At 53.7% G+C, this 18,474-nt stretch carries 20 protein-coding genes; 13 read left to right on the forward strand and 7 right to left on the reverse strand.

Annotation, left to right across the window (positions count from 1 at the left end; translation table 11 throughout):
• The first annotated feature begins 3 nt into the window (after positions 1-3).
• Together ACULM0_RS12690 and ACULM0_RS12695 are read left to right on the forward strand one after the other, a co-directional pair.
• A complete protein-coding gene (locus ACULM0_RS12690; protein ID WP_463677906.1) occupies positions 4-2,160 on the forward strand; it encodes a M20/M25/M40 family metallo-hydrolase in 2,157 nt (718 codons plus the stop codon).
• Entirely contained in the window at positions 2,157-2,684 is a 528-nt protein-coding gene (locus ACULM0_RS12695; protein ID WP_463677907.1) for a GNAT family N-acetyltransferase, read from the forward strand. Before ACULM0_RS12690 ends, ACULM0_RS12695 begins: the two co-directional genes overlap by 4 nt.
• A gap of 34 nt (positions 2,685-2,718) precedes the next feature.
• Here ACULM0_RS12695 and ACULM0_RS12700 read toward each other — a convergent pair whose 3' ends face one another.
• Positions 2,719-3,228, reverse strand: a complete 510-nt coding sequence (locus tag ACULM0_RS12700; RefSeq protein WP_463677908.1) for a hypothetical protein — start codon at positions 3,226-3,228, stop codon at positions 2,719-2,721.
• A 236-nt stretch (positions 3,229-3,464) separates the two neighbouring features.
• Here ACULM0_RS12700 and ACULM0_RS12705 point away from each other — a divergent pair, with 236 nt between their 5' ends.
• The 4 genes from ACULM0_RS12705 to ACULM0_RS12720 all read left to right on the forward strand — a co-directional run bounded on the left by ACULM0_RS12705 (position 3,465) and on the right by ACULM0_RS12720 (position 5,796).
• On the forward strand, positions 3,465-3,983 hold the full coding sequence (locus ACULM0_RS12705) for a GNAT family N-acetyltransferase (protein WP_463677909.1): 519 nt from the start codon (positions 3,465-3,467) through the stop codon (positions 3,981-3,983).
• A gap of 99 nt (positions 3,984-4,082) precedes the next feature.
• On the forward strand, positions 4,083-4,688 hold the full coding sequence (locus tag ACULM0_RS12710) for an NUDIX hydrolase (RefSeq protein ID WP_463677910.1): 606 nt from the start codon (positions 4,083-4,085) through the stop codon (positions 4,686-4,688).
• A 3-nt stretch (positions 4,689-4,691) separates the two neighbouring features.
• On the forward strand, positions 4,692-5,522 hold the full coding sequence (locus tag ACULM0_RS12715; protein ID WP_463677911.1) for a VanW family protein: 831 nt from the start codon (positions 4,692-4,694) through the stop codon (positions 5,520-5,522).
• Positions 5,512-5,796 (forward strand): hypothetical protein, encoded by a 285-nt coding sequence (locus ACULM0_RS12720; RefSeq protein ID WP_463677912.1) that lies wholly within the window; start codon positions 5,512-5,514, stop codon positions 5,794-5,796. Before ACULM0_RS12715 ends, ACULM0_RS12720 begins: the two co-directional genes overlap by 11 nt.
• A gap of 52 nt (positions 5,797-5,848) precedes the next feature.
• On the opposite strand, the gene ACULM0_RS12725 is transcribed toward ACULM0_RS12720, so the two are convergent.
• Positions 5,849-6,544 (reverse strand): TraX family protein, encoded by a 696-nt coding sequence (locus ACULM0_RS12725; protein ID WP_463677913.1) that lies wholly within the window; start codon positions 6,542-6,544, stop codon positions 5,849-5,851.
• A 46-nt stretch (positions 6,545-6,590) separates the two neighbouring features.
• On the opposite strand from ACULM0_RS12725, the gene hutG reads away from it, so the two are divergent.
• Positions 6,591-7,619, forward strand: a complete 1,029-nt coding sequence (gene hutG / locus ACULM0_RS12730) for a formimidoylglutamase (RefSeq protein WP_463677914.1) — start codon at positions 6,591-6,593, stop codon at positions 7,617-7,619.
• A gap of 18 nt (positions 7,620-7,637) precedes the next feature.
• Here the strand turns inward: hutG and ACULM0_RS12735 are convergent, their stop codons facing one another.
• The 4 genes from ACULM0_RS12735 to ACULM0_RS12750 all read right to left on the reverse strand — a co-directional run bounded on the left by ACULM0_RS12735 (position 7,638) and on the right by ACULM0_RS12750 (position 9,515).
• The gene (locus ACULM0_RS12735; RefSeq protein WP_463677915.1) at positions 7,638-8,519 is read right to left on the reverse strand and encodes an ADP-ribosylglycohydrolase family protein; all 882 of its coding nucleotides are present in this window, start codon (positions 8,517-8,519) and stop codon (positions 7,638-7,640) included.
• Position 8,520: 1 nt separating this feature from the next.
• Positions 8,521-8,907 (reverse strand): cytochrome b5 domain-containing protein, encoded by a 387-nt coding sequence (locus ACULM0_RS12740; RefSeq protein WP_463677916.1) that lies wholly within the window; start codon positions 8,905-8,907, stop codon positions 8,521-8,523.
• Positions 8,908-8,977: 70 nt separating this feature from the next.
• Positions 8,978-9,313, reverse strand: a complete 336-nt coding sequence (locus ACULM0_RS12745; protein WP_463677917.1) for a hypothetical protein — start codon at positions 9,311-9,313, stop codon at positions 8,978-8,980.
• Positions 9,294-9,515, reverse strand: coding sequence for a helix-turn-helix transcriptional regulator (locus ACULM0_RS12750; RefSeq protein WP_463677918.1), 222 nt, complete (start codon positions 9,513-9,515; stop codon positions 9,294-9,296). The genes ACULM0_RS12745 and ACULM0_RS12750 overlap by 20 nt, the downstream gene beginning before the upstream one ends.
• Positions 9,516-9,673: 158 nt before the next feature.
• Between ACULM0_RS12750 and ACULM0_RS12755 the strand changes: the two genes are divergently transcribed.
• Positions 9,674-10,105 (forward strand): hypothetical protein, encoded by a 432-nt coding sequence (locus tag ACULM0_RS12755; RefSeq protein WP_463677919.1) that lies wholly within the window; start codon positions 9,674-9,676, stop codon positions 10,103-10,105.
• A 53-nt stretch (positions 10,106-10,158) separates the two neighbouring features.
• Here ACULM0_RS12755 and ACULM0_RS12760 read toward each other — a convergent pair whose 3' ends face one another.
• Positions 10,159-12,321: a glycoside hydrolase family 3 N-terminal domain-containing protein gene (locus ACULM0_RS12760; protein WP_463677920.1), complete on the reverse strand. Its 2,163-nt coding sequence runs from the start codon at positions 12,319-12,321 to the stop codon at positions 10,159-10,161.
• Positions 12,322-12,460: 139 nt separating this feature from the next.
• Between ACULM0_RS12760 and ACULM0_RS12765 the strand changes: the two genes are divergently transcribed.
• The 5 genes from ACULM0_RS12765 to ACULM0_RS12785 all read left to right on the forward strand — a co-directional run bounded on the left by ACULM0_RS12765 (position 12,461) and on the right by ACULM0_RS12785 (position 18,468).
• The gene (locus ACULM0_RS12765) at positions 12,461-13,468 is read left to right on the forward strand and encodes a LacI family DNA-binding transcriptional regulator (RefSeq protein ID WP_463677921.1); all 1,008 of its coding nucleotides are present in this window, start codon (positions 12,461-12,463) and stop codon (positions 13,466-13,468) included.
• Positions 13,469-13,586: 118 nt separating this feature from the next.
• On the forward strand, positions 13,587-14,609 hold the full coding sequence (gene mglB, locus ACULM0_RS12770; protein ID WP_463677922.1) for a galactose/glucose ABC transporter substrate-binding protein MglB: 1,023 nt from the start codon (positions 13,587-13,589) through the stop codon (positions 14,607-14,609).
• Between the two features lie 100 nt (positions 14,610-14,709).
• The gene (gene mglA, locus ACULM0_RS12775; protein ID WP_463677923.1) at positions 14,710-16,218 is read left to right on the forward strand and encodes a galactose/methyl galactoside ABC transporter ATP-binding protein MglA; all 1,509 of its coding nucleotides are present in this window, start codon (positions 14,710-14,712) and stop codon (positions 16,216-16,218) included.
• An 18-nt stretch (positions 16,219-16,236) separates the two neighbouring features.
• Positions 16,237-17,295, forward strand: a complete 1,059-nt coding sequence (mglC, locus tag ACULM0_RS12780) for a galactose/methyl galactoside ABC transporter permease MglC (protein ID WP_463677924.1) — start codon at positions 16,237-16,239, stop codon at positions 17,293-17,295.
• Positions 17,296-17,304: 9 nt separating this feature from the next.
• Positions 17,305-18,468, forward strand: a complete 1,164-nt coding sequence (locus ACULM0_RS12785) for a galactokinase (RefSeq protein WP_463677925.1) — start codon at positions 17,305-17,307, stop codon at positions 18,466-18,468.
• Positions 18,469-18,474: the final 6 nt, after the last annotated feature.

An 18,474-nucleotide genomic window follows, 5' to 3' on the forward strand; every position in this document is an offset into this window, starting at 1 on the left:
CACATGAGAGTAGCACTTGTATACAATTTTGAGTCCAGAGCGGTGATCAACCGGCTCGGACGACAGAATAAAGAGACCTATGATCAGGCAACCATCGCAACGATCGAAAAGGCCCTTTCTGCCAGAGGCCATCGCGTCTCTTCTTTTGAGTCGGACAAGCATATCATCGAGCGGTTAGAACAGTTTATGCCCACGGTAATCGCCGGCGAACAACCGGGACTCGTTTTCAACTTGAGCTACGGGATCCAGGGGCGGGCACGTTACACGCATCTGCCGGCGATCCTCGAGATGCTGGGACTACCCTATCTCGGATCAGGGCCGAACACCCAGGCCCTGGCCCTCGACAAAGCGCTGACGAAAGTGGTGTTAGAAAAGGCCGGGCTACCCACACCGGCGTACAGAGTGATCGAATCGATTGAAGAATGCCAGGAGATCGATCTGACCTACCCCTTGATCGTGAAGCCTAAGGATGAGGCCGTGAGCTTCGGTCTTTCGATTGCCCGGGATGCAAAATCGCTGATCCGTGGTGTGGGAGACATCCTGGAGGAGTATGGAACCGGCGCACTGGTGGAGCAGTATATCGAGGGTCGCGAGATCAACATATCGATCGTGGGAAACGATCCGCCAGAGGTCTTACCTCCCGTGGAGCTTCTATTCCCCGAGGGACCGGCCATCTATACCTACGAAGACAAAAAACACCTCTCCGGAAGGGAGGTGGTAAAGCGTTGTCCCGCTCAGCTCGATCCCCAGCTGGCGGCGGATCTCGCCCAACTAGCGAAGCGTGCCTTCACGATACTGGGATGTTCTGACCTGATCCGAGTGGATTTTCGTATCGACCGCGATGGCGTGCCCTATATCCTTGAGGTCAATACCATGCCCAGCCTCGTGCCCAACAGTTCCTTCTTAGAAGCAGCAAAAGCAGCGGGATACTCTTTAGAAGAGATCATCGATCACCTGCTACAGGTGGCCTATCACCGTTACCACAGGGTTCGATTGCCCGTGGCACACCTCAGCTCGCTATCCGTGGAAGAGCGGTTGCGAGAGCGTTTGATCCACAATCGACTGGAGCTGGAGGAAGAGCTGGCCCGCTGGGTACACACACCGACCTTCAGTGGTGATCTGATCGCCATGCGACGCTTGAAAGCCATGCTGGTCACTCGGATGGAGGATATTGGACTTCGGCGGGATGAGCGGATCGAGAGCAGGGATGCCCTCTTGTACAGCACAGAGAGCGCTTCCTCTCCAAAGATTCTATTGGTGTGCCCCCTGGATCTCCCCGGTCAACGCTGGGGGTCGGCACAAGCCTTCCGCAGGGAAGACGAATGGCTCTATGGTGAGGGCATTGCATCGAGTCGGGCGGGGCTGACCGTTGCTCTCGGTGCCCTGGAGGCCTTCGCCCAAGAGAAAAGACTGGCCAAATTATCCCTTGGTCTTTTCCTTTATACGGATGAGGACCACGGAATGTCCAACAGCCACAGGTTGCTCCGACGTCTTTCGCGGATGGCCGATGTCGTTTTGATCTTGGCGCCGGGCGGTGAACTGAAGAGCCCTGTGGTCTCACGCGCCGGTCTCGCTGTTTACCGGATCGTGCTCAATTGTGACCTGCAGCGGGTATCCAGTCACCTGGACCAGCCGGATCTGTTGGCGGATTTCCAGGAGCGGCTGGAGGAAGTGCGTCGTGAGATGACAGCCGAGGGTGATGCACACCTGCATCTGGTTGATCTTGAAACCGATCGCTACTCCATGCTCCTTCCCTATCGTGTGGAAGCCACGCTTCACCTGGGCTATCGGGATCCGGCTTCGAAGCTCAGGACATCGGACTATCTAGGCACCGTTTTTTCACGGACCTCAAAACACGGCAGGGGTGCAGTGGAAAAACTGATGGACCGTCCGCCCTACCATGCCGATGAGGGGCTCTTGCGGTTGTACAACGAGGTGGCGGCCAGGCTGGGCTTTGAGAACAAAAGGGCGGGCAGTAGGCTACCCTCTGCAGCGGGTGATGTGTCACAAGGTACGCCTGTACTCTGCGGACTGGGGCCGATGAGTCGAGGCCTGTTCACAACAAACGAGGCCATCCGTCGGTCGGAGCTGATCGAACGGACCCTGCTTCTCGCAGGGATGCTGTTGGCATTACACGAGAGAGAGGAGAGCATCACGTGAGGATACATCTCGATCTATTGTCGCAAAAAGATGCCGACGCCCTTTTTGCTTTTGAAATGGAAAACCGATCTTTTTTCGAAAGTCTTCTACCACCACGGCCCGAAGGCTACTACGAACGCGCGAGTTTTGATGAAATCCTGGCGTTTCTCTTGGAAGAACATGAAAAGGGAAACCGTGCAATGTACTTGGTCAAGGATGATAAGGGAGAAATCTTAGGGCGCCTGAATTTTTTCGGTATCATGAGGGGCCCCTTCCAAAAGGCCGAGATTGGTTATCGTCTCGGAGAGCGCCATGTTGGCAAAGGCATCGGTCGATCAATGGTGCAAGAAGCCCTAACCATTGCAGTGGATACCCTGCACCTCCAGCGCATCGAGGCGGGAACAGATGTGGAGAACATCCCCTCTCAGATTGTACTGCTCAAGAATGGCTTTCGATATGTGGGCACGGCACACCGTTTCATTCACGTGAACGGGAAGTGGCGCGATTGTTATTACTTTGAATATCTGCTACCCCTGGATCAGTGATCGGACCATAGGAAAAGCCACCCTTCGCGGGTGGCTATTGTTCTGCTATGCTGACACCGATGAGGGTCTCTTCAGAGCTCTCGTTCATGTCTTTCATCACGGTGATCGCAACGGTCAGTTCACCGTGCATACCGATGATGGAGCCACTGCCTTGGGACTCCACTTTGTGGAGGACTTCATCGAGCATGAGGTGATCGGTGATGTAAGTATAGACGGTCGAGACATCATCCCCTGTCATCCAAACCAGATTCATTGCATTGGGGGATACCTCCCTCACGCTGAGCCTAGCCCCGGGGTAGACGGGAATCGCATCGGATGGGAAGGACTCGGGAAGCTCGAGGTTCTCCGTTTCAGAGGCCTGGATCTCGATATCACCCTCTTCGGTGGTGATGGTTACCGTATCATCTGATCCGCTCACCTCTACGTCCGGTTCGTTTTGTTCTTCAACGACCTCGGGTTCGTCGGGCGTCTCTTCTTCAACCGGCGCTCCTCCGCAGGACGTGATGAGCATGGCGACAAGCAAAAACGCGATCATTTTTTTCATGGGAAAAACCTCCTCAACCTATTGATACCCCTTCCTTTTACTTGTGACGCATCCTTTGTAGAGTAGCGTGAAAACAGAAAAAACCAAGGTGCGTGGACGATGTTGCTTTCCTAATAAAAGCAGTACTGAGATCATGCTAAAAAAAGTTTGGTTTCCTGCGAAAAAAAAGCTTCCACAACGAATCGAAATCGAGTAGAATATTGCTACAAAACATAAAAAAAGGAGAGGTGACGTGATTGCGCGACATCCAGTTGATTGAGGAGTTTGGGGAGATCTTGGCACTGAAGGAAAGCTTGTGGCAGTTGCTGCTGATCTGTGACCAGGATTTTTACCCACCGCTCTCTAGCAGAGAGGGCAGTTTTGAAGGACCCAAAGAGTATTTCGAAGGACTTTTCTCTGATCAGATGAAACTCATCGTGGTCAAAGAGGAGGGCGTGATGATCGCCTTCTGGATTTTCTACCCTGATTATCGAGGTGATGAGTACGTCGCCTGTGATGAACCCTGTCACTACATCAAGATCGGATGCGTGCATCCCGATTATCGCAACACGAAGATCGGCAGCATGGTGAACGATTTTATCGAAAAATCATTACCAGATACCCTCAGACGACCGTTGATCATGCGGCGCACCTGGTCCACCAACACTCCTCAGATTCGGATTCTAGAAAAAAATGGCTATGAACCGTTTTTCAAGCTCGATCGAGACCGTCCAGGTGGCGTGAGCACCATGTATTTCAGAAAGCGATTGATCTAGACCGGCGCCGCCGGTCTTTTTTCGTCTGTGCTCCGGTTGGGTTTTCACTGGTCTTGCGCTATAATGAGTAGAGATACCACTGGAGAAGAGGAGAGAGCCATGAAAGAGAAGAAAATGACCATAGAAGGGTTGCGACCGATCGACAAACTGCATTTTCTATCCTGCTTTGCCATCGACTACCGGACCAAATCCGGAAAGGAAAAGGTATGGGAGATTGTCTCGCGTGGCAATCAAAATCGCCTGGAGCGCGAGTTGTTCAAAGGCACTAGCTACACGGATGGCGCCATGGTGTTGGCCACCACATCGGATCGTAAGCAGGTGGTGATGTTGAGGGAGCACCGTATCTCCGCGGGGCGAGACGTGTACATGTTCCCCGCCGGCTTGATCGAAGAGGGCGAGGATGTGACCGAGGCGGCCGTGCGCGAGTTCGAAGAGGAGACGGGGCTAAGGCTCAAGCCTCAGTACACGGAACGGGAGCGGTACGTTTCTGTGGGGATCACCAACGAAAAGGTGAATATTGTCTACGGGACCTTCGAGGGAGCCCCTTCCCAGGTCCATCAGTCCGATAATGAGGAAGCGGAGATTCTTCTGATCGACCGGGAAGAGGCCAGGCGTATCCTTGCGGAGGAAGAAGTGGCCATTCGAAGTGCCATGCTGCTCCAGGCTTTTTACTCTCTGAATCCCTTTATCCATGGAGGCGAGTAAACCTTGGATCATCTGAAGCCAAAGAAACGATCGGCCCTTCGCCTGATGCTGGGCAGAGCCTATTACCGGTGGAAGCGTCATCTGTATTGGCACTGGAACGGCAAAGCCTATGCGAGGACAACGAAGACCGGGAACTTGCAGTACCTTCACGCCCAACACCAGACACCTCTGGATCGACAACTGGTCGGTGTGAAACAGCGATTGAACGAGAACAAGAAGCAGAACCTGGCCATCGCCTCCAAAGCCCTCGATGGCATCCTGTTGGAGCCGGGTCAGATCTTTTCATACTGGCGGTTGATCGGCAAGCCTACGGCAAGGAAGGGCTACCTACCTGGTCTCGTCCTCGACCAGGGGGGCTTGGGTGAAGGCATTGGCGGCGGACTTTGTCAGCTGTCCAACTTGGTCTACTGGATGACCCTGCACACGGATCTGGAAGTGGTCGAGCGCTACCGACATAGCTACGATGTTTTTCCCGATCGCAACCGTAGCCAACCCTTCGGTAGCGGAGCGACCTGTGTGTACAACTATCGAGATCTGGCCATTGCCAACGGTACCCAGACGACGTATCAGTTACGCGTCTGGATCGAGGAGGGCTACCTACGCGGCCAATGGCGCGCCATGACGCCACCGACGCGCAGGTACCGCGTGATTGAAAAGGATCATGAGATGGTGTCCACCTACTGGGGTGGCTTTGTGAGGAGAAACGCATTGCACAGGCGGGTTTTTGATGAGTTAACGGGCTCGATCGACGAGCATCTGATCACCCGCAACGAAGCGTTGATGTGTTATGATCCACGGTTGCCCGGAGACAAGGAGGCTAACGATGAAACGTAAGGTCATGATACTGTCCAGTCTATTAATGGTTGCGATCCTGCTGTCGGGATGCCTTCCGGGTGATGGTAGCGCGACCGCTGCTAATCCGGCGGGATTCTTCTGGGGCATCTGGCACGGTTGGTTGGCTCCGGTTTCTCTCGTCTTATCACTGTTCAATCCATCGCTAGCGCTCTACGAGGTGCATAATACCGGGTTCTTTTATGATCTCGGCTTTTATATGGCCGTGGTATCGGGTTTTGGCGGGCTCTCCCTGGCACGCAAGAAAAAAGATTGACTGGAAAAAAAGAGCCTCGCAACCACGAACGGTCGCGAGGCTCTTCGCCTCATCAGAGGGTCTGGCCGATCAGATAGAGAAGGTGGATGTGCAGCGGGTAGAAGAGATAGAAAAATCCTTTCCACCCCCGTCCCCGATGGCCATTGTAACGATGGATGAAGAAGAGGGTAAAGACCATCATCCACTGGAAGGAGCCGGTGAAGGCGTAGAGCAGATTGCCTGCGATCACCTCGGCAAACGGGAAGAAGGAGAGCGAGAGGAGCGTGTACAAGAGGGTGATCTTTTGCCCTTCACCGCGCAGACGGTGGAAGACGCCAACGAGGATTACGCCCAAGAAGGCACCTTCTGTGAACAGGCTGAGCAGGAAGATGACGACGAGAAAGGGAGTGGCCTGGAGGAGCTTGCCACGTTCTTCGGCAGCTTCGTAGAGGGACCAGAAGGCGACGGCCGCGGCCAGGTTGAGAAAGATATTATTGGGGACCGGTGGCCCACCGACAAGGGCTGGGATCAACCGGTTCAACAGGGCCATGAATACGCCGGCCGTGAAGAGACGCCAGAAATACTTTCGTCTGTCCCTCGTATGGTAAAAGCCCTCGGCCACGAGGAACATAAAGGCGGGGGCGACGAGCCGCCCGAGCCAAGTGAAGTAGAGAGGGGTCCCCGGAATGAACTGATGGATATGATCGAGCAACATCAGGAACGCCATGAGAAGCTTGAGCTGGAACTGCGTGAGCGTCAATCTGGTCATTGGGAATCACCTCAGAAGTAAGATCGAATGAAAAGGAGTGCACAGGATGAATGAAAATTGGCAGGAACGCTATCGACCGATAGCCGACGGTGCGTGGCAGGGAAGGATTGATGACGAGGATCGGTTCGATGCCTTCCGCTGGCACCAGTGGGTGGTACCGATCGATTTGAGGGAAGAACCGAAGACCGAAGAGGGGAGCTTGCATTTTTGCTTTCTCGGTTTTCAGTCGGATGCAGGTGTCGCGCGGAACAAGGGGCGCGTTGGAGCAGCGGCCGGACCCGAGCAGATCCGAAGAGAGCTGGGAAACCTGCCCTGTCTTTTCGATCGCGGGGTACGTCTGTACGACGCCGGGGACGTGATCGACACCGATGGGCATCTGGAGGCATCACAAGAAGCGCTCGCTGAAGCGGTGAAGCGCATGCGAGGTGCCGGCCTTTTTCCGGTTCTTCTTGGGGGTGGACATGAGATCGCCCTGGGCCATTACCGGGGGCTCGAGCGGGAGCATGAAAAACTGGGCATTGTGAATTTCGATGCACACTTCGACGCTCGCCCCTATCCCAAGGGCGGAACGTCGGGTACGATGTTCCGCCAGATCGCCGATGAACGGCAGGCGGCGGGACTCGATTTCCGTTACCTGGCCCTGGGAATCCAAAAACACGGCAATACCGTGGATCTTTTCAACACTGTCACGCGATTGGGAGGGCGGTATGTTCTGGCCCGGGATTTGGTGCACGGCGACGATTTCTCGCTGTTCGAGCGGATCGATGACTTTGTCCATGAGCAGGAACACCTCTATGTAACGGTATGCTCCGATGTGTTTTCCTCCGCCTATGCACCAGGGGTGAGCGCTGCACAACCGCTGGGACTCGATCCTGAGCGGCTACTGAAATTTCTCAAGATCATCCTGCGTTCGGGGAAGGTCATCGCTTTCGATGTGGCGGAAGTGTCCCCACGGTTCGATCAAGACAGGACCACGGCCAATCTGGCTGCCGTCCTGATCTTCACCCTGATCACCACCCTGGCCAAACAAGAGAATCTGGGCCCAACGGCCATAATCGAAGCCCCCCTTTACTGAGGAAAGAGGGGCTTTCTTTTACTTCAGGAGTCTATCGATCTCTTCGGATGCCTTGATATCGTGGTACCAATTCATATTCAGTTGTTCCGGCTGATAGGCGCCCAGGATCCCGCCAAGGATCATGCCGCGAGCGGCACTATCTCCGCCGGCTTTGATGTTTTCGATGAGGGCTTTCTCTGGCTCCTCCTCAAATTTCAAAAGCAGGTAAATTACCCCGGGGAAAGCTTGGGTGGACGGGCATGCCTGACCGAATTCGCTGATGGCGTCACGGGGAGATAACTTCATCTTTCCCCGGGCTTTTTGCACGAGATCTCGTACCGTCGGACCGTATCCGTTGAGATCATCAATGACCTCGGACGGTTTTTCTCCCTCGAGCACACGCAGGGTCAGGTCCACGAGATAATGGCTCATTTTGGCCAGGTAATCATTATTGTGCGTGAGCCTCAGCTGTTCCTCGATAATGCCGCGGAGGTAAGCCGAGGTATCGTAGTAGTAGAGGAAGGGGAACATCCGCGAGATCGCGCTGATCTCATCGGACCGAGACCCTAAAAAGCTCTTCTCCTTATCGAACTTCTCCAAGGAGGCTTTTGTGGCGTGGTCCATGTACCCATCGTAATCAGACATATACGATACCCACTGGTCCTTTAGAGCCATGATATCGAAGGCCGGATGGTCGTGGCAAAAGGACAAGAAAAGCAGCATCTGGTCCCCATAATGGGTGAAGTCACCCTTTTCCTTGTTCTTGTGGAAACTGTTTTTATAAGGTGCTTTCAAACCGTCGATCTTTGGGAACAGGCTGTCGAGCACTTTCGTTTCGTACAACCAATGGGGTCCTAACGCCAGGGCGTCGCCCAAGAATGCTCCGCGGACCATGGCTTGTTTTCGTTGACTGCGATCCATACTATTCCTCCAGTCTACCTACGACTTCTGCTTGCGAGAGTACCGACACACCGTGGGGAGATTCGTTCTTGATTTCCGCGGTGAGATCAGCACCAGCTTCGTTACCATTGTGCATGCCACCTTCCCACGCTTCGAGATCGGTCACGTCGTACACGGTCCCGTCAACAGCCACATAGGCCGGACGTCCATCTTTGCCGTCAAAAGTGGCCAGGGTCTCAAGGTCGAAGACTTCGAGATCTTCCTCGTTCATGTCCCCGTTCTCCTCTACAGCGGGTGGCGCCTCGGACTCGGGGGCATTCTCTGCCGGCGCTTCGGGGCTACAGGCCGCAAGGGCCAGCGTAAGCATCAACAAAAAGGAAAGTACAATCCATTGTTTTTTATTCAACATGTTCATCCTCCTTTGCGAGTGATAACCTATTGTATAGTTACCACAGAAGGGGCTATTCAATCAGATTTGACTAGTCTTCGCCGTCGATATCATTCTCAGATCTGCGCTGGCTAATCTTCACGGCAAGAAGCTGACCCCCGATCCAGGTCGCTAGGAATATTATCGCTCCGATGAAACGAGAGAGTGTGAACGCTACGGTACCCACGAGAGCCCCGATCGAAAGATTACGACTTATCTCAGCGGGCGAGCGGTAGCTCTGGTAGAGTCCCTTTCGGACGAGCCCTATGAAGAGGTATACAGAAGCAAAGTTCGTCAGGGCGAAGAGATCCCGGTACTGCTGAATGGGTTGGTCGAGGATTAGCGAGCGTCTCTCCACGATAATCCGTTCATCTTGTATGGGTTTCATTCTCATTCTCCTCCCAGAACAATACATCCAAGCTAGCATCGAGAGCATGGCAGATGGATAGGCACAAGTTCAGCGTAGAGTTGTACTTGCCGCTTTCGATCAGTCCGATGGTCTGGCGTGTGACCCCTACGATTTTCGCCAGGTCCTCTTGCGTGTATACTTTTGCTTGACGCGCGGTACGTAACCTTGTGTTTTTGGGCAAGGGGCATCCCTCCATATGTAAGGCATACTTGTCTTGACACTCCCACAGCCAAAGCAGTGGGAGCGTCAAATCTGGCATTGGATTTTATCATCAACCTAAGTCTGTTTGACCAAACCCGCGAGGTGGTAAATATAAACTAAGAGGAGGAGGTGATGGGCGTGCGTTATGATTTTGGTGTATCGGTGAAAGACCGATCTCATTCCAGTGAAGTGAAAGAGGGAGTGCTCATCCTCGATGGAGGCGACTTCATCTTTGTGCCGGCAACCCCCTGTGGGATGAGCTCTGGAGACCCTGATTTCACCGATAGGGCCAAGCGAATGATCGAACGAAGAAAATGCCGTGAACGCATGGTCCAGACAGCGCGTGACGAGCTCATCACCATAGAAGGAGCCTATGTGGTAGCAGATGATGAAGTGGTGCAGGTCAAACTGAAACGTAGGGACCGCGGGCTCGTCAGACCGGGTGGTTATCCGGGACTGGTCTTGCGGACGCAGTCGGAAAAGTACCGTTTCGAATTGATCGAGAAGCGGGATCTACCGATGTTAGCCAAAGGATTGGATGAAGGCTTCGGTGGACGTTTCAAAGAATAAACGGAACGAAGGCAAAGGGAGGGGGCGACCGATGGTCGCCCCCTCCTTATTTTCTAGACAAGTGTGATCCGTCTTGTGATCAGGTCGCGATCGTGGGAACTAAACCCCACGTAAAGGTCGACATCTCCCTGCTCGTGGCGCTTCACGAGATCGACGCCAGTCACATAAAGATCCGCGGCGGTGAGTGTGAAGCCGACGGTTTTCTTTTCGCCCTTCTGAAGGGTCACGCGTTCGAATCCCTTGAGCATTTTCACAGGGCGGGTCACGCTAGCATAGAGATCGTGGACGTAGAGCTGTAGCGTGGTGACCCCATCCATGGGGCCCACGTTCTTCACCTCCACTGTGATGGTGATCGATTCCTTGTCCCGGAGAGTTTCGGAAGAGAGGGAGAGCGCGACTACTTCGTAGTCGGTATAGGACAATCCCTCTCCAAAGGCAAAGAGGGGCTTGGCATCCATCTCCACATAATGGTCCGTATGCCATCCGGGGAGCTGATTGTAATAGGTGGGCTGCTGACCCACTGCCTTCGGGAAACTGATCGGTAGGCGGCCGCTAAAGTTTTCTTCTCCGTAGAGGAGCTGCCAGAGCATTTCGCCTCCGAACATACCGGGATTAAAGGCCTGTACCAGGGCATCAGCCCGTGCCTCTACTCGCGAGAGCAGGAGGGGTTTGCCGCTGAGCACAACGACAATGAGCGGCTTTCCGAGCGAGGCGAGGGCTTCGATCAGCTTCTCCTGGTCCCCGGTTAGCCTCAGGTCCACACGATCGCGCATCTCCCCGTTGAGGATGTTGGTATCTCCGATGACCGCCACGATGGCATCAGCATCACCAGCGGTGGCGACCGCACGCTCGATACCTTCGGCGCTGGATGCGAAGAGATCGCATCCGGGATGGGTTCTGGCCCCTGGATCACGGCGCAGCAGGCCCTCTTTGATGGTGATCATAGGCGAAATGTCGTATTCTGGGTGGTAATCAAGCGTTGGTCTTTCCGGATGCTCGCGCGTACCAAAGGACCAGTCACCTAGCATCGCCTGGACATCGTCGATGGTGGGTCCGATGAGCGCGACGCGTGTCCTGGGGTCGAGCGGTAGCACGCCTTCATTCTTAAGGAGCACGTAGCTTTTCAGCGCACTTTCCCGGGCAAGGGCATGATGGGTGGGATGCCCGAGAATCATGAAGGCGTCCTCGGCGGGATAGCGCTTTTCGTCGAAGAGGCCCAGATCAAACTTTTGGGTGAGAATCCTTCTGACGGCTTCATCGATCACTGCAATGGGCACCTCGCCGTCTGCAACGAGCCGCAGGGCCTCACCATAGAATGCTGGAGTACTCATGATCATGTCCTGACCGGACAAGAGGGCACGCTTGGCAGCCGCTCTCATCGTGGGCGCCACCCGCTGGTGGGTGTGCATGTAGCCCACATTATTCCAATCGGTGACTGTGAAGCCACCGAATTGCCACTGGTCTTTCAATAGATCGACCATCAGCGGTCGATTGGAGGAGCAAGGAAGGCCATCGATGGCATGGTAGCCGGCCATGAAAGTGCGTACACCCGCCTCGACGGCCCTTTTGAACGGCGGGAGGAAAAGCTCATGAAGCACGCGGGGCGTAACGGTCGCTTCCGAAGCATCGCGGGCCCCCACCGTTTCCCCGTAGGCCACAAAGTGCTTGGCACAGGCCAAGATCGCATGGGGATCGGATAGTCCTTTCCCCTGGTAGCCACGGATCATGGCGGCACCCAGCTCGCCGATCAGATGGGGATCTTCTCCGAAGGTTTCGTCCACCCGACCCCAGCGTAGGTCGCGAGCGATGTCCAGAACGGGTGAGAAGGTCCAGTGGAGGCCTGTGGCAGCGACCTCCCTTGCCGTGAACGCTGCCACGCGCTCGAGCAAGGTCGGTTCAAATGTACAGGCCAGGGCCAAGGGTGAGGGATAGACCGTGGCACCGGACTGAAAGGCATGACCGTGGATGGCATCGATACCAAAGAGGATTGGAATCTTGAGCCGTGTTTGCTCGGCCTTCTTCTGAAGGGTGAGCTGTTCCTCGCCCGTCACATGCAAGAAGGAGCCCACGTGACGCTCGAATAGCCAGAGGTCGGGATCGATGCGACCGTCTACCTGGCAACATTGACCGATCTTCTCTTCAAGCGTCATGAGGGTCATCAGATGCGCAACGCGTTCAGATGAGGTGAGCGAGGGATCAAGATAGTTCTTTTCCATGGTAGAGACCTCCATAAAAACGTTTTCCAGATAGGTTGCATAACCGCCATAAATCGAGTAAGATAAGAATGAGTAAAAATTTACTAAACTTCGCATTCATTTTACCATATCTTTATAACGTTGAGAAGGAAGTGAGGGAATGGCTACCATCAAAGAAATTGCTGAACTAGCGAAGGTATCACCGGCCACTGTCTCTCGGGTGCTCAATTTCGATCAGAGTCTTTCTGTGGGAGATGACAAGCGACAGAAGATTCTCGAGATTGCCGAGGAGCTGGAGTATGTCCCCCCGCGCCAGAGACAGAAGCGACGGGGACCGAAGAAATGGAAGATCGGTTTGGTTCACTGGTACACCATCCGCCAGGAGCTAGACGATCCATATTACATTTCAATTCGCGTGGGCATCGAGCGGACAGCGATGTCCAACCGCGTGACCTTTGAGAAGATCTATGATGCCGAGAATGATGATTTCGAGCGCTTGGCCGATAGTGATGCCTTGATCGCCATCGGAAAGTTTGATGACAAGACCATCGATCGAATGGCCGAAATCACCGACACCATCGTTTTCGTCGACTCTTCACCCCGGGAGAGCACCTATGATTGCGTGGTGTTGGATTTCGAAAAGGCGATCACAGGCGTTCTCGATCATCTGGTAAAGGATGGGCACCGCAGAATTGGATACATCGGGGGGCGCGAGTATGTAGCCAAGGGGGAGAAACCACTGCCCGAGAAGCGCGAGGCAACTTACCGTGACTATATGACCGGCCTGGGAACCTTTCGAGAGGATGACCTTTACACGGGGACCTACGTAGCGGAAAGTGGCTATCGCCTGATGAAAGAGGCAATCGCCAAAGAGGGCGGTCTGCCCACTGCCTTTGTCATGGCGAGCGATTCGATTGCCATCGGTGCGATCCGGGCCTTGCATGAAGCGGGGATCGCTGTTCCGGAGGAGGTGGGTATCATCGGTTTTAACGATATCCCAACGGCCAAATACACGGCACCGCCTCTGGCCACCGTTCGCGTCCACAAAGAATTCATGGGGGAGACAGCTTTTTCTCTGGCCATGGAGCGGTTGGAAACAGCCAGGAAGATCTCCAAAAAAGTGATGATCCCGACGGAGTTGATTCTTCGCGAGAGTGCAAGAAGTTAAGAAACGGTAAAATAATGCTTGACCGACCGCTAAAAATTTACTAAAATAGTCTTGAAAACGTTTACCGTTTCAAACTATTCAAAAAAAGGGGAGAACAAACAGAATGAAGAAACTATTAATGCTTACATTAGCACTCGTCATGGTATTGTCCCTAGCTGCATGCGGATCTGAAGCACCTGCTGAAGACGCGGCTGGAGAAGAAATGCCAACAATCGGTTTCACGATCTACAAGTACGATGACAACTTTATGAGTTTTGTCAGACGCGCCATTGAAACAGGTGCTGAAGGCCAGGCGGAACTGATTATGAATGACTCTCAGAACAGCCAGGGTACACAGAACGAGCAAGTGGATATGATGATTTCAAAAGGTGTACAAGCACTGGCCATCAACCTGGTGGATCCACAGGCTGCCTCTACGATCATTTCGAAGGCAGAAGAAGCTGACCTGCCCGTTGTGTTCTTCAACAAAGAGCCATCTGCTGAAGACATGATGAGCTACGACCGAACTTGGTACGTTGGAACGACTTCTTCAGAGTCCGGTATCATCCAAGGTCAAATGATGAGCGACATGTGGGACGAAAACCCAGAGTGGGACCGCAATGGCGACGGCGTAGTTCAGTACGTTCTCCTCAAAGGCGAGCCTGGACACCCCGATGCAGAAGCACGTACAGAGTTTGCCGTGAGCACACTGGTTGACAACGGTAAAGAAGTTGAGCAACTTGAACTTCAAACGGGTATGTGGGATTCTGTTAAAGGTAAAGAGCTGATGGACGCATGGTTGTCCAAGCACGGCGATGCCATCGAGCTTGTTATCTGTAACAACGATGCCATGGCACTCGGTGCTGTCCAGTCACTCCAGTCCAACGGATACTTCGATGGCGATAAGTACATGCCTGTCTTTGGTGTCGACGCGATTCCGGATGCACTTGAGCAGATCAAGGTCGGCACAATCGCAGGTACGGTCCTCAACGATGCGAAGAACCAAGGTCAAGCTACGCTGGATCTGGCTCTGAACGCAGCAAAAGGCAACGAGATTCTTGAAGGAACCCAGTGGGAACTCGACGATATGAAAGCAGTACGTGTACCTTACGTAGCGATCACCATCGACAACATCGAATTCGCAGAAAAAGCATACGAATAAGCTAAGGAAACCGATGCCATTAGTCTGATGAAATTCGAGGTGCCAATTTTGCGCATCTCGAATTTTTTTCCGATAAGTAGGACAGGAAGGAGGAAACAACATGGCTGTAGCAGCGACAACCTATCTGCTTGAAATGGTCGGTATGGAAAAGTCTTTTCCTGGCGTAAAAGCGCTCGATGGCGTCACACTTCGCGTGCGCCCGGGTACCGTACATGTTCTGATGGGGGAAAATGGTGCTGGAAAATCAACCCTGATGAAATGCCTCTTCGGTATTTACCATGAGGATGCGGGTGAGGTATTGCTCGATGGGCAGAAAGTAAGGTTCATCTCCTCACGCGATGCGCTCGAGAAAGGCGTGTCCATGGTGCACCAGGAACTCAATCAGGTCAACAGCACGCGTGTTATGGATAACATCTGGCTGGGCCGCTTTCCTAAGAAAGGACTCTTCATCGATGAAGACAAGATGTACGAGGACACGAACAGAATATTTGAAGAACTAGACATCCATGTGAACCCCAAGAAAAAGGTGGGGGAACTCGCAGTTTCGGAGAAGCAGATGGTGGAAATCGCCAAGGCCGTCTCCTATGACTCGAAGATTCTCGTGCTCGATGAGCCCACCTCATCGTTGACGGAAAAAGAAGTGAACCACCTTTTTAAGATTATTCGCAATCTAAAGGAAAAGGGTGTCGGGATCATCTACATCTCACACAAGATGGAGGAAATTGAGCAGATCGGCGACGATGTGACCATTATGCGCGATGGTAAGTGGATCGCGACGAAACCAGTTTCGGACATCACAACGGATGAGATTATCTCTCTGATGGTCGGCCGGGACCTGACGCACCGATTCCCCCCTAAAACCAATAAACCCGGCGAGGTCATTCTGGAGGTCAAGCATCTCACGGCCACCTACCAGCCGTCGATTCAGGATGTCTCGTTCGACTTGCGAAAAGGAGAAATCCTGGGTGTCGCAGGGCTGGTGGGTGCCAAGCGAACAGACCTGGTCGAGGCGATTTTTGCAGCCCGCCATACATCCGAAGGCGAGATCATCCTACACGGTGATCCCATGACGAACAAGGACCCCCACGAGGCCATTCGCAATGGTTTTGCCCTGATCACGGAAGAACGTCGGGTGACGGGAATCTTCCACAATCTCGACATTCGATTTAATTCGGTCATCGCCAATCTCGATAAGTATGTGAACCGCTACGGACTTCTGGATGATCGGATGATCAGAGAGGATACCCAGTGGGTGGTGGACAGCATGGCCGTTAAGACACCCACGCAGCGGACACAGATCAAATCGCTATCGGGTGGTAACCAGCAGAAGGTGATCGTCGGACGTTGGTTGCTCACGGAGCCTGAGATCCTGTTGATGGATGAGCCCACGCGGGGCATCGATGTCGGAGCAAAATATGAAATCTACCAATTGATGATTGATCTGGCCAACAAAGACAAGGCCGTGATCATGGTATCTTCTGAGATGCCGGAACTGATGGGCATCACCGATCGCATCCTCGTGATGAGCAACGGTCGCCTGGCCGGCATTGTTGAGACGAAAGAAACGACGCAGGAAGAGATCATGCGTCTATCGGCAAAATACTTGTAGGGGTGGGAGGAAAAGATCATGTCTGGAATGAAAAACTATTATGAGGAACGGATGAGCAAGTTCAAAAATGCCGGTCTGAAGGACTACGGGAATTTCGTGATGAACAACGCCATACTCTTTGTTCTCTTGGCCCTTCTGATTGTCATCGTGATCCTAGAACCAGGATTCGTGTCCTTTCGAAACGTAAGAAACATCTTGGCGCAATCATCCACACGTATCATCATGGCCCTTGGCGTCGGTGGCATCATCGTGGCCAAGGGAACGGATCTGTCCCTCGGTCGTCAGGTGGGTCTAGCGGCGGTTATTTCAGCCTCGCTCCTGCAGGCGCCCGATTATCTCTACCGCATGTACCCCGATCTCCCCGTATTACCGATCATCGTGCCCATTCTGTTTGTTATGATGATCACGGGGCTCTTCAGTATGTTCAACGGATTCGTGGTGGCCAAGTTCAAGGTGGACCCTTTCATAGCCACACTGGGCATGATGGTTATCGTCTACGGGGTCAACTCCATTTATTTCGACCGCCCACCATTTGGTGCACAGCCCATCGGTGGTCTGGACCCCCGGTTTACCGAGTTTGCACAGGGATCGATTCCCATCGGTAACTTTAGCATACCCTACTTGGTGATCTACGCGACCATCGTGACGATCATCATCTGGACCCTTTGGAACAAAACAAAATTTGGCAAGAACATCTTTGCCATCGGTGGGAACTCAGAAGCGGCCGTGGTATCAGGTGTCAACGTCTTCAAGTACCTGCTCATGGTCTATACCCTGGCGGGTCTGCTCTACGGTATCGGTGGCGCTCTAGAAGCGGCCCGTATCGGTACGGCCACGAACAACACCGGTAACATGTACGAGTTGGATGCCATTTCCGCGTGTATCGTGGGGGGCCTCTCCTTCTCAGGTGGTATCGGTACGATCTCGGGTATCGTGATCGGTGTGCTGATCTTCCAGGTTATCGCCTATGGACTTTCTTTCGTCGGTGTGAATCCCTACCTTCAGTTCATCATCAAGGGTCTGATCATCATCAGTGCCGTTGCGATCGATAACCGTAAGTACATCAAGAAGAAATAGGTGGAGGTCATGAAAAAACGGATGGCCGAGAGCTTTTCTGAAGTCTTCGCCGGAAAAGCTCCGGAGCACTACTACTTTGCGCCGGGGCGCGTGAATCTCATCGGAGAGCACACGGATTATAACGGGGGACACGTCTTCCCCTGTGCGCTGACCCTGGGTACCTACGCCGCTGTCGCGACCAACGATCGAAAATCCCTCAGACTCTATTCCGACAACTTCCCGGAGATGGGGATCATCGAAAGGAAGCTCGATGATCTTTCCTTCAATACAGAGGATGATTGGGCCAATTACCCTAAGGGCATTGCCCAGGCGTTGATCGGCGAGGGCCTAGCGGTCGATCGGGGGATGGATATCTGTTTTCACGGCAACATCCCCAACGGTGCGGGTCTTTCCTCCAGCGCTTCCATCGAGCTGGTCACGGCCGTGCTCCTCGATGATCTCTTCCACGGGAACTTCGATCGCTTGACGCTCGTGCTGATCAGCCAGCGCGTGGAGAACCAGTACATCGGTGTGAACTGTGGGATCATGGATCAGTTTGCTATCGGTATGGGCAAGAAGGATCACGCCATACTGCTCGACACGGCAACACTCGACTATACCTATGCGCCGCTTGTGTTAGGGGATCACCGTCTGGTGATCACGAACACGAACCAACGGCGTGGCCTGGCAGATTCTGCCTACAACACCCGAAGGAAAGAGTGTCAGGAGGCGTTGGAAAGGCTACAGGCCCATCTGGCGATCGATTCCTTGGGAGAACTTGATGAGGCGACCTTCGAAGCCCACCAAGGGGTCATCGCAGACGAGGTGCTCATCCGACGCGCCCGTCATGCGGTGACTGAAAACCTTAGGACCCTACGCGCCACCAATGCGCTTAAAAAGGGGGATCTGGAGACCTTCGGACAGCTCATGAAGGATTCCCACCGGTCCTTGCGCGACGATTACGAGGTTTCCTCTGTTCCGCTGGACACCCTCGTGGACCTAGCGTTGGAGGTGGATGGTGTTCTGGGCACCCGCATGACGGGCGCAGGCTTCGGTGGTTGCACGATATCGATCGTGCACAAGGATGCCATCGAAACCTTCAGGAATCACGTCGGAACGGCTTATGCCGAACGCACCGGATTGAAGGCCGCCTTCTACATCGTCGACATTGGCGATGGCGCCAGCGCAATATAAGGTGAG

This window comes from Halotolerantifilum yawarlongkerapense (assembly GCF_054506745.1).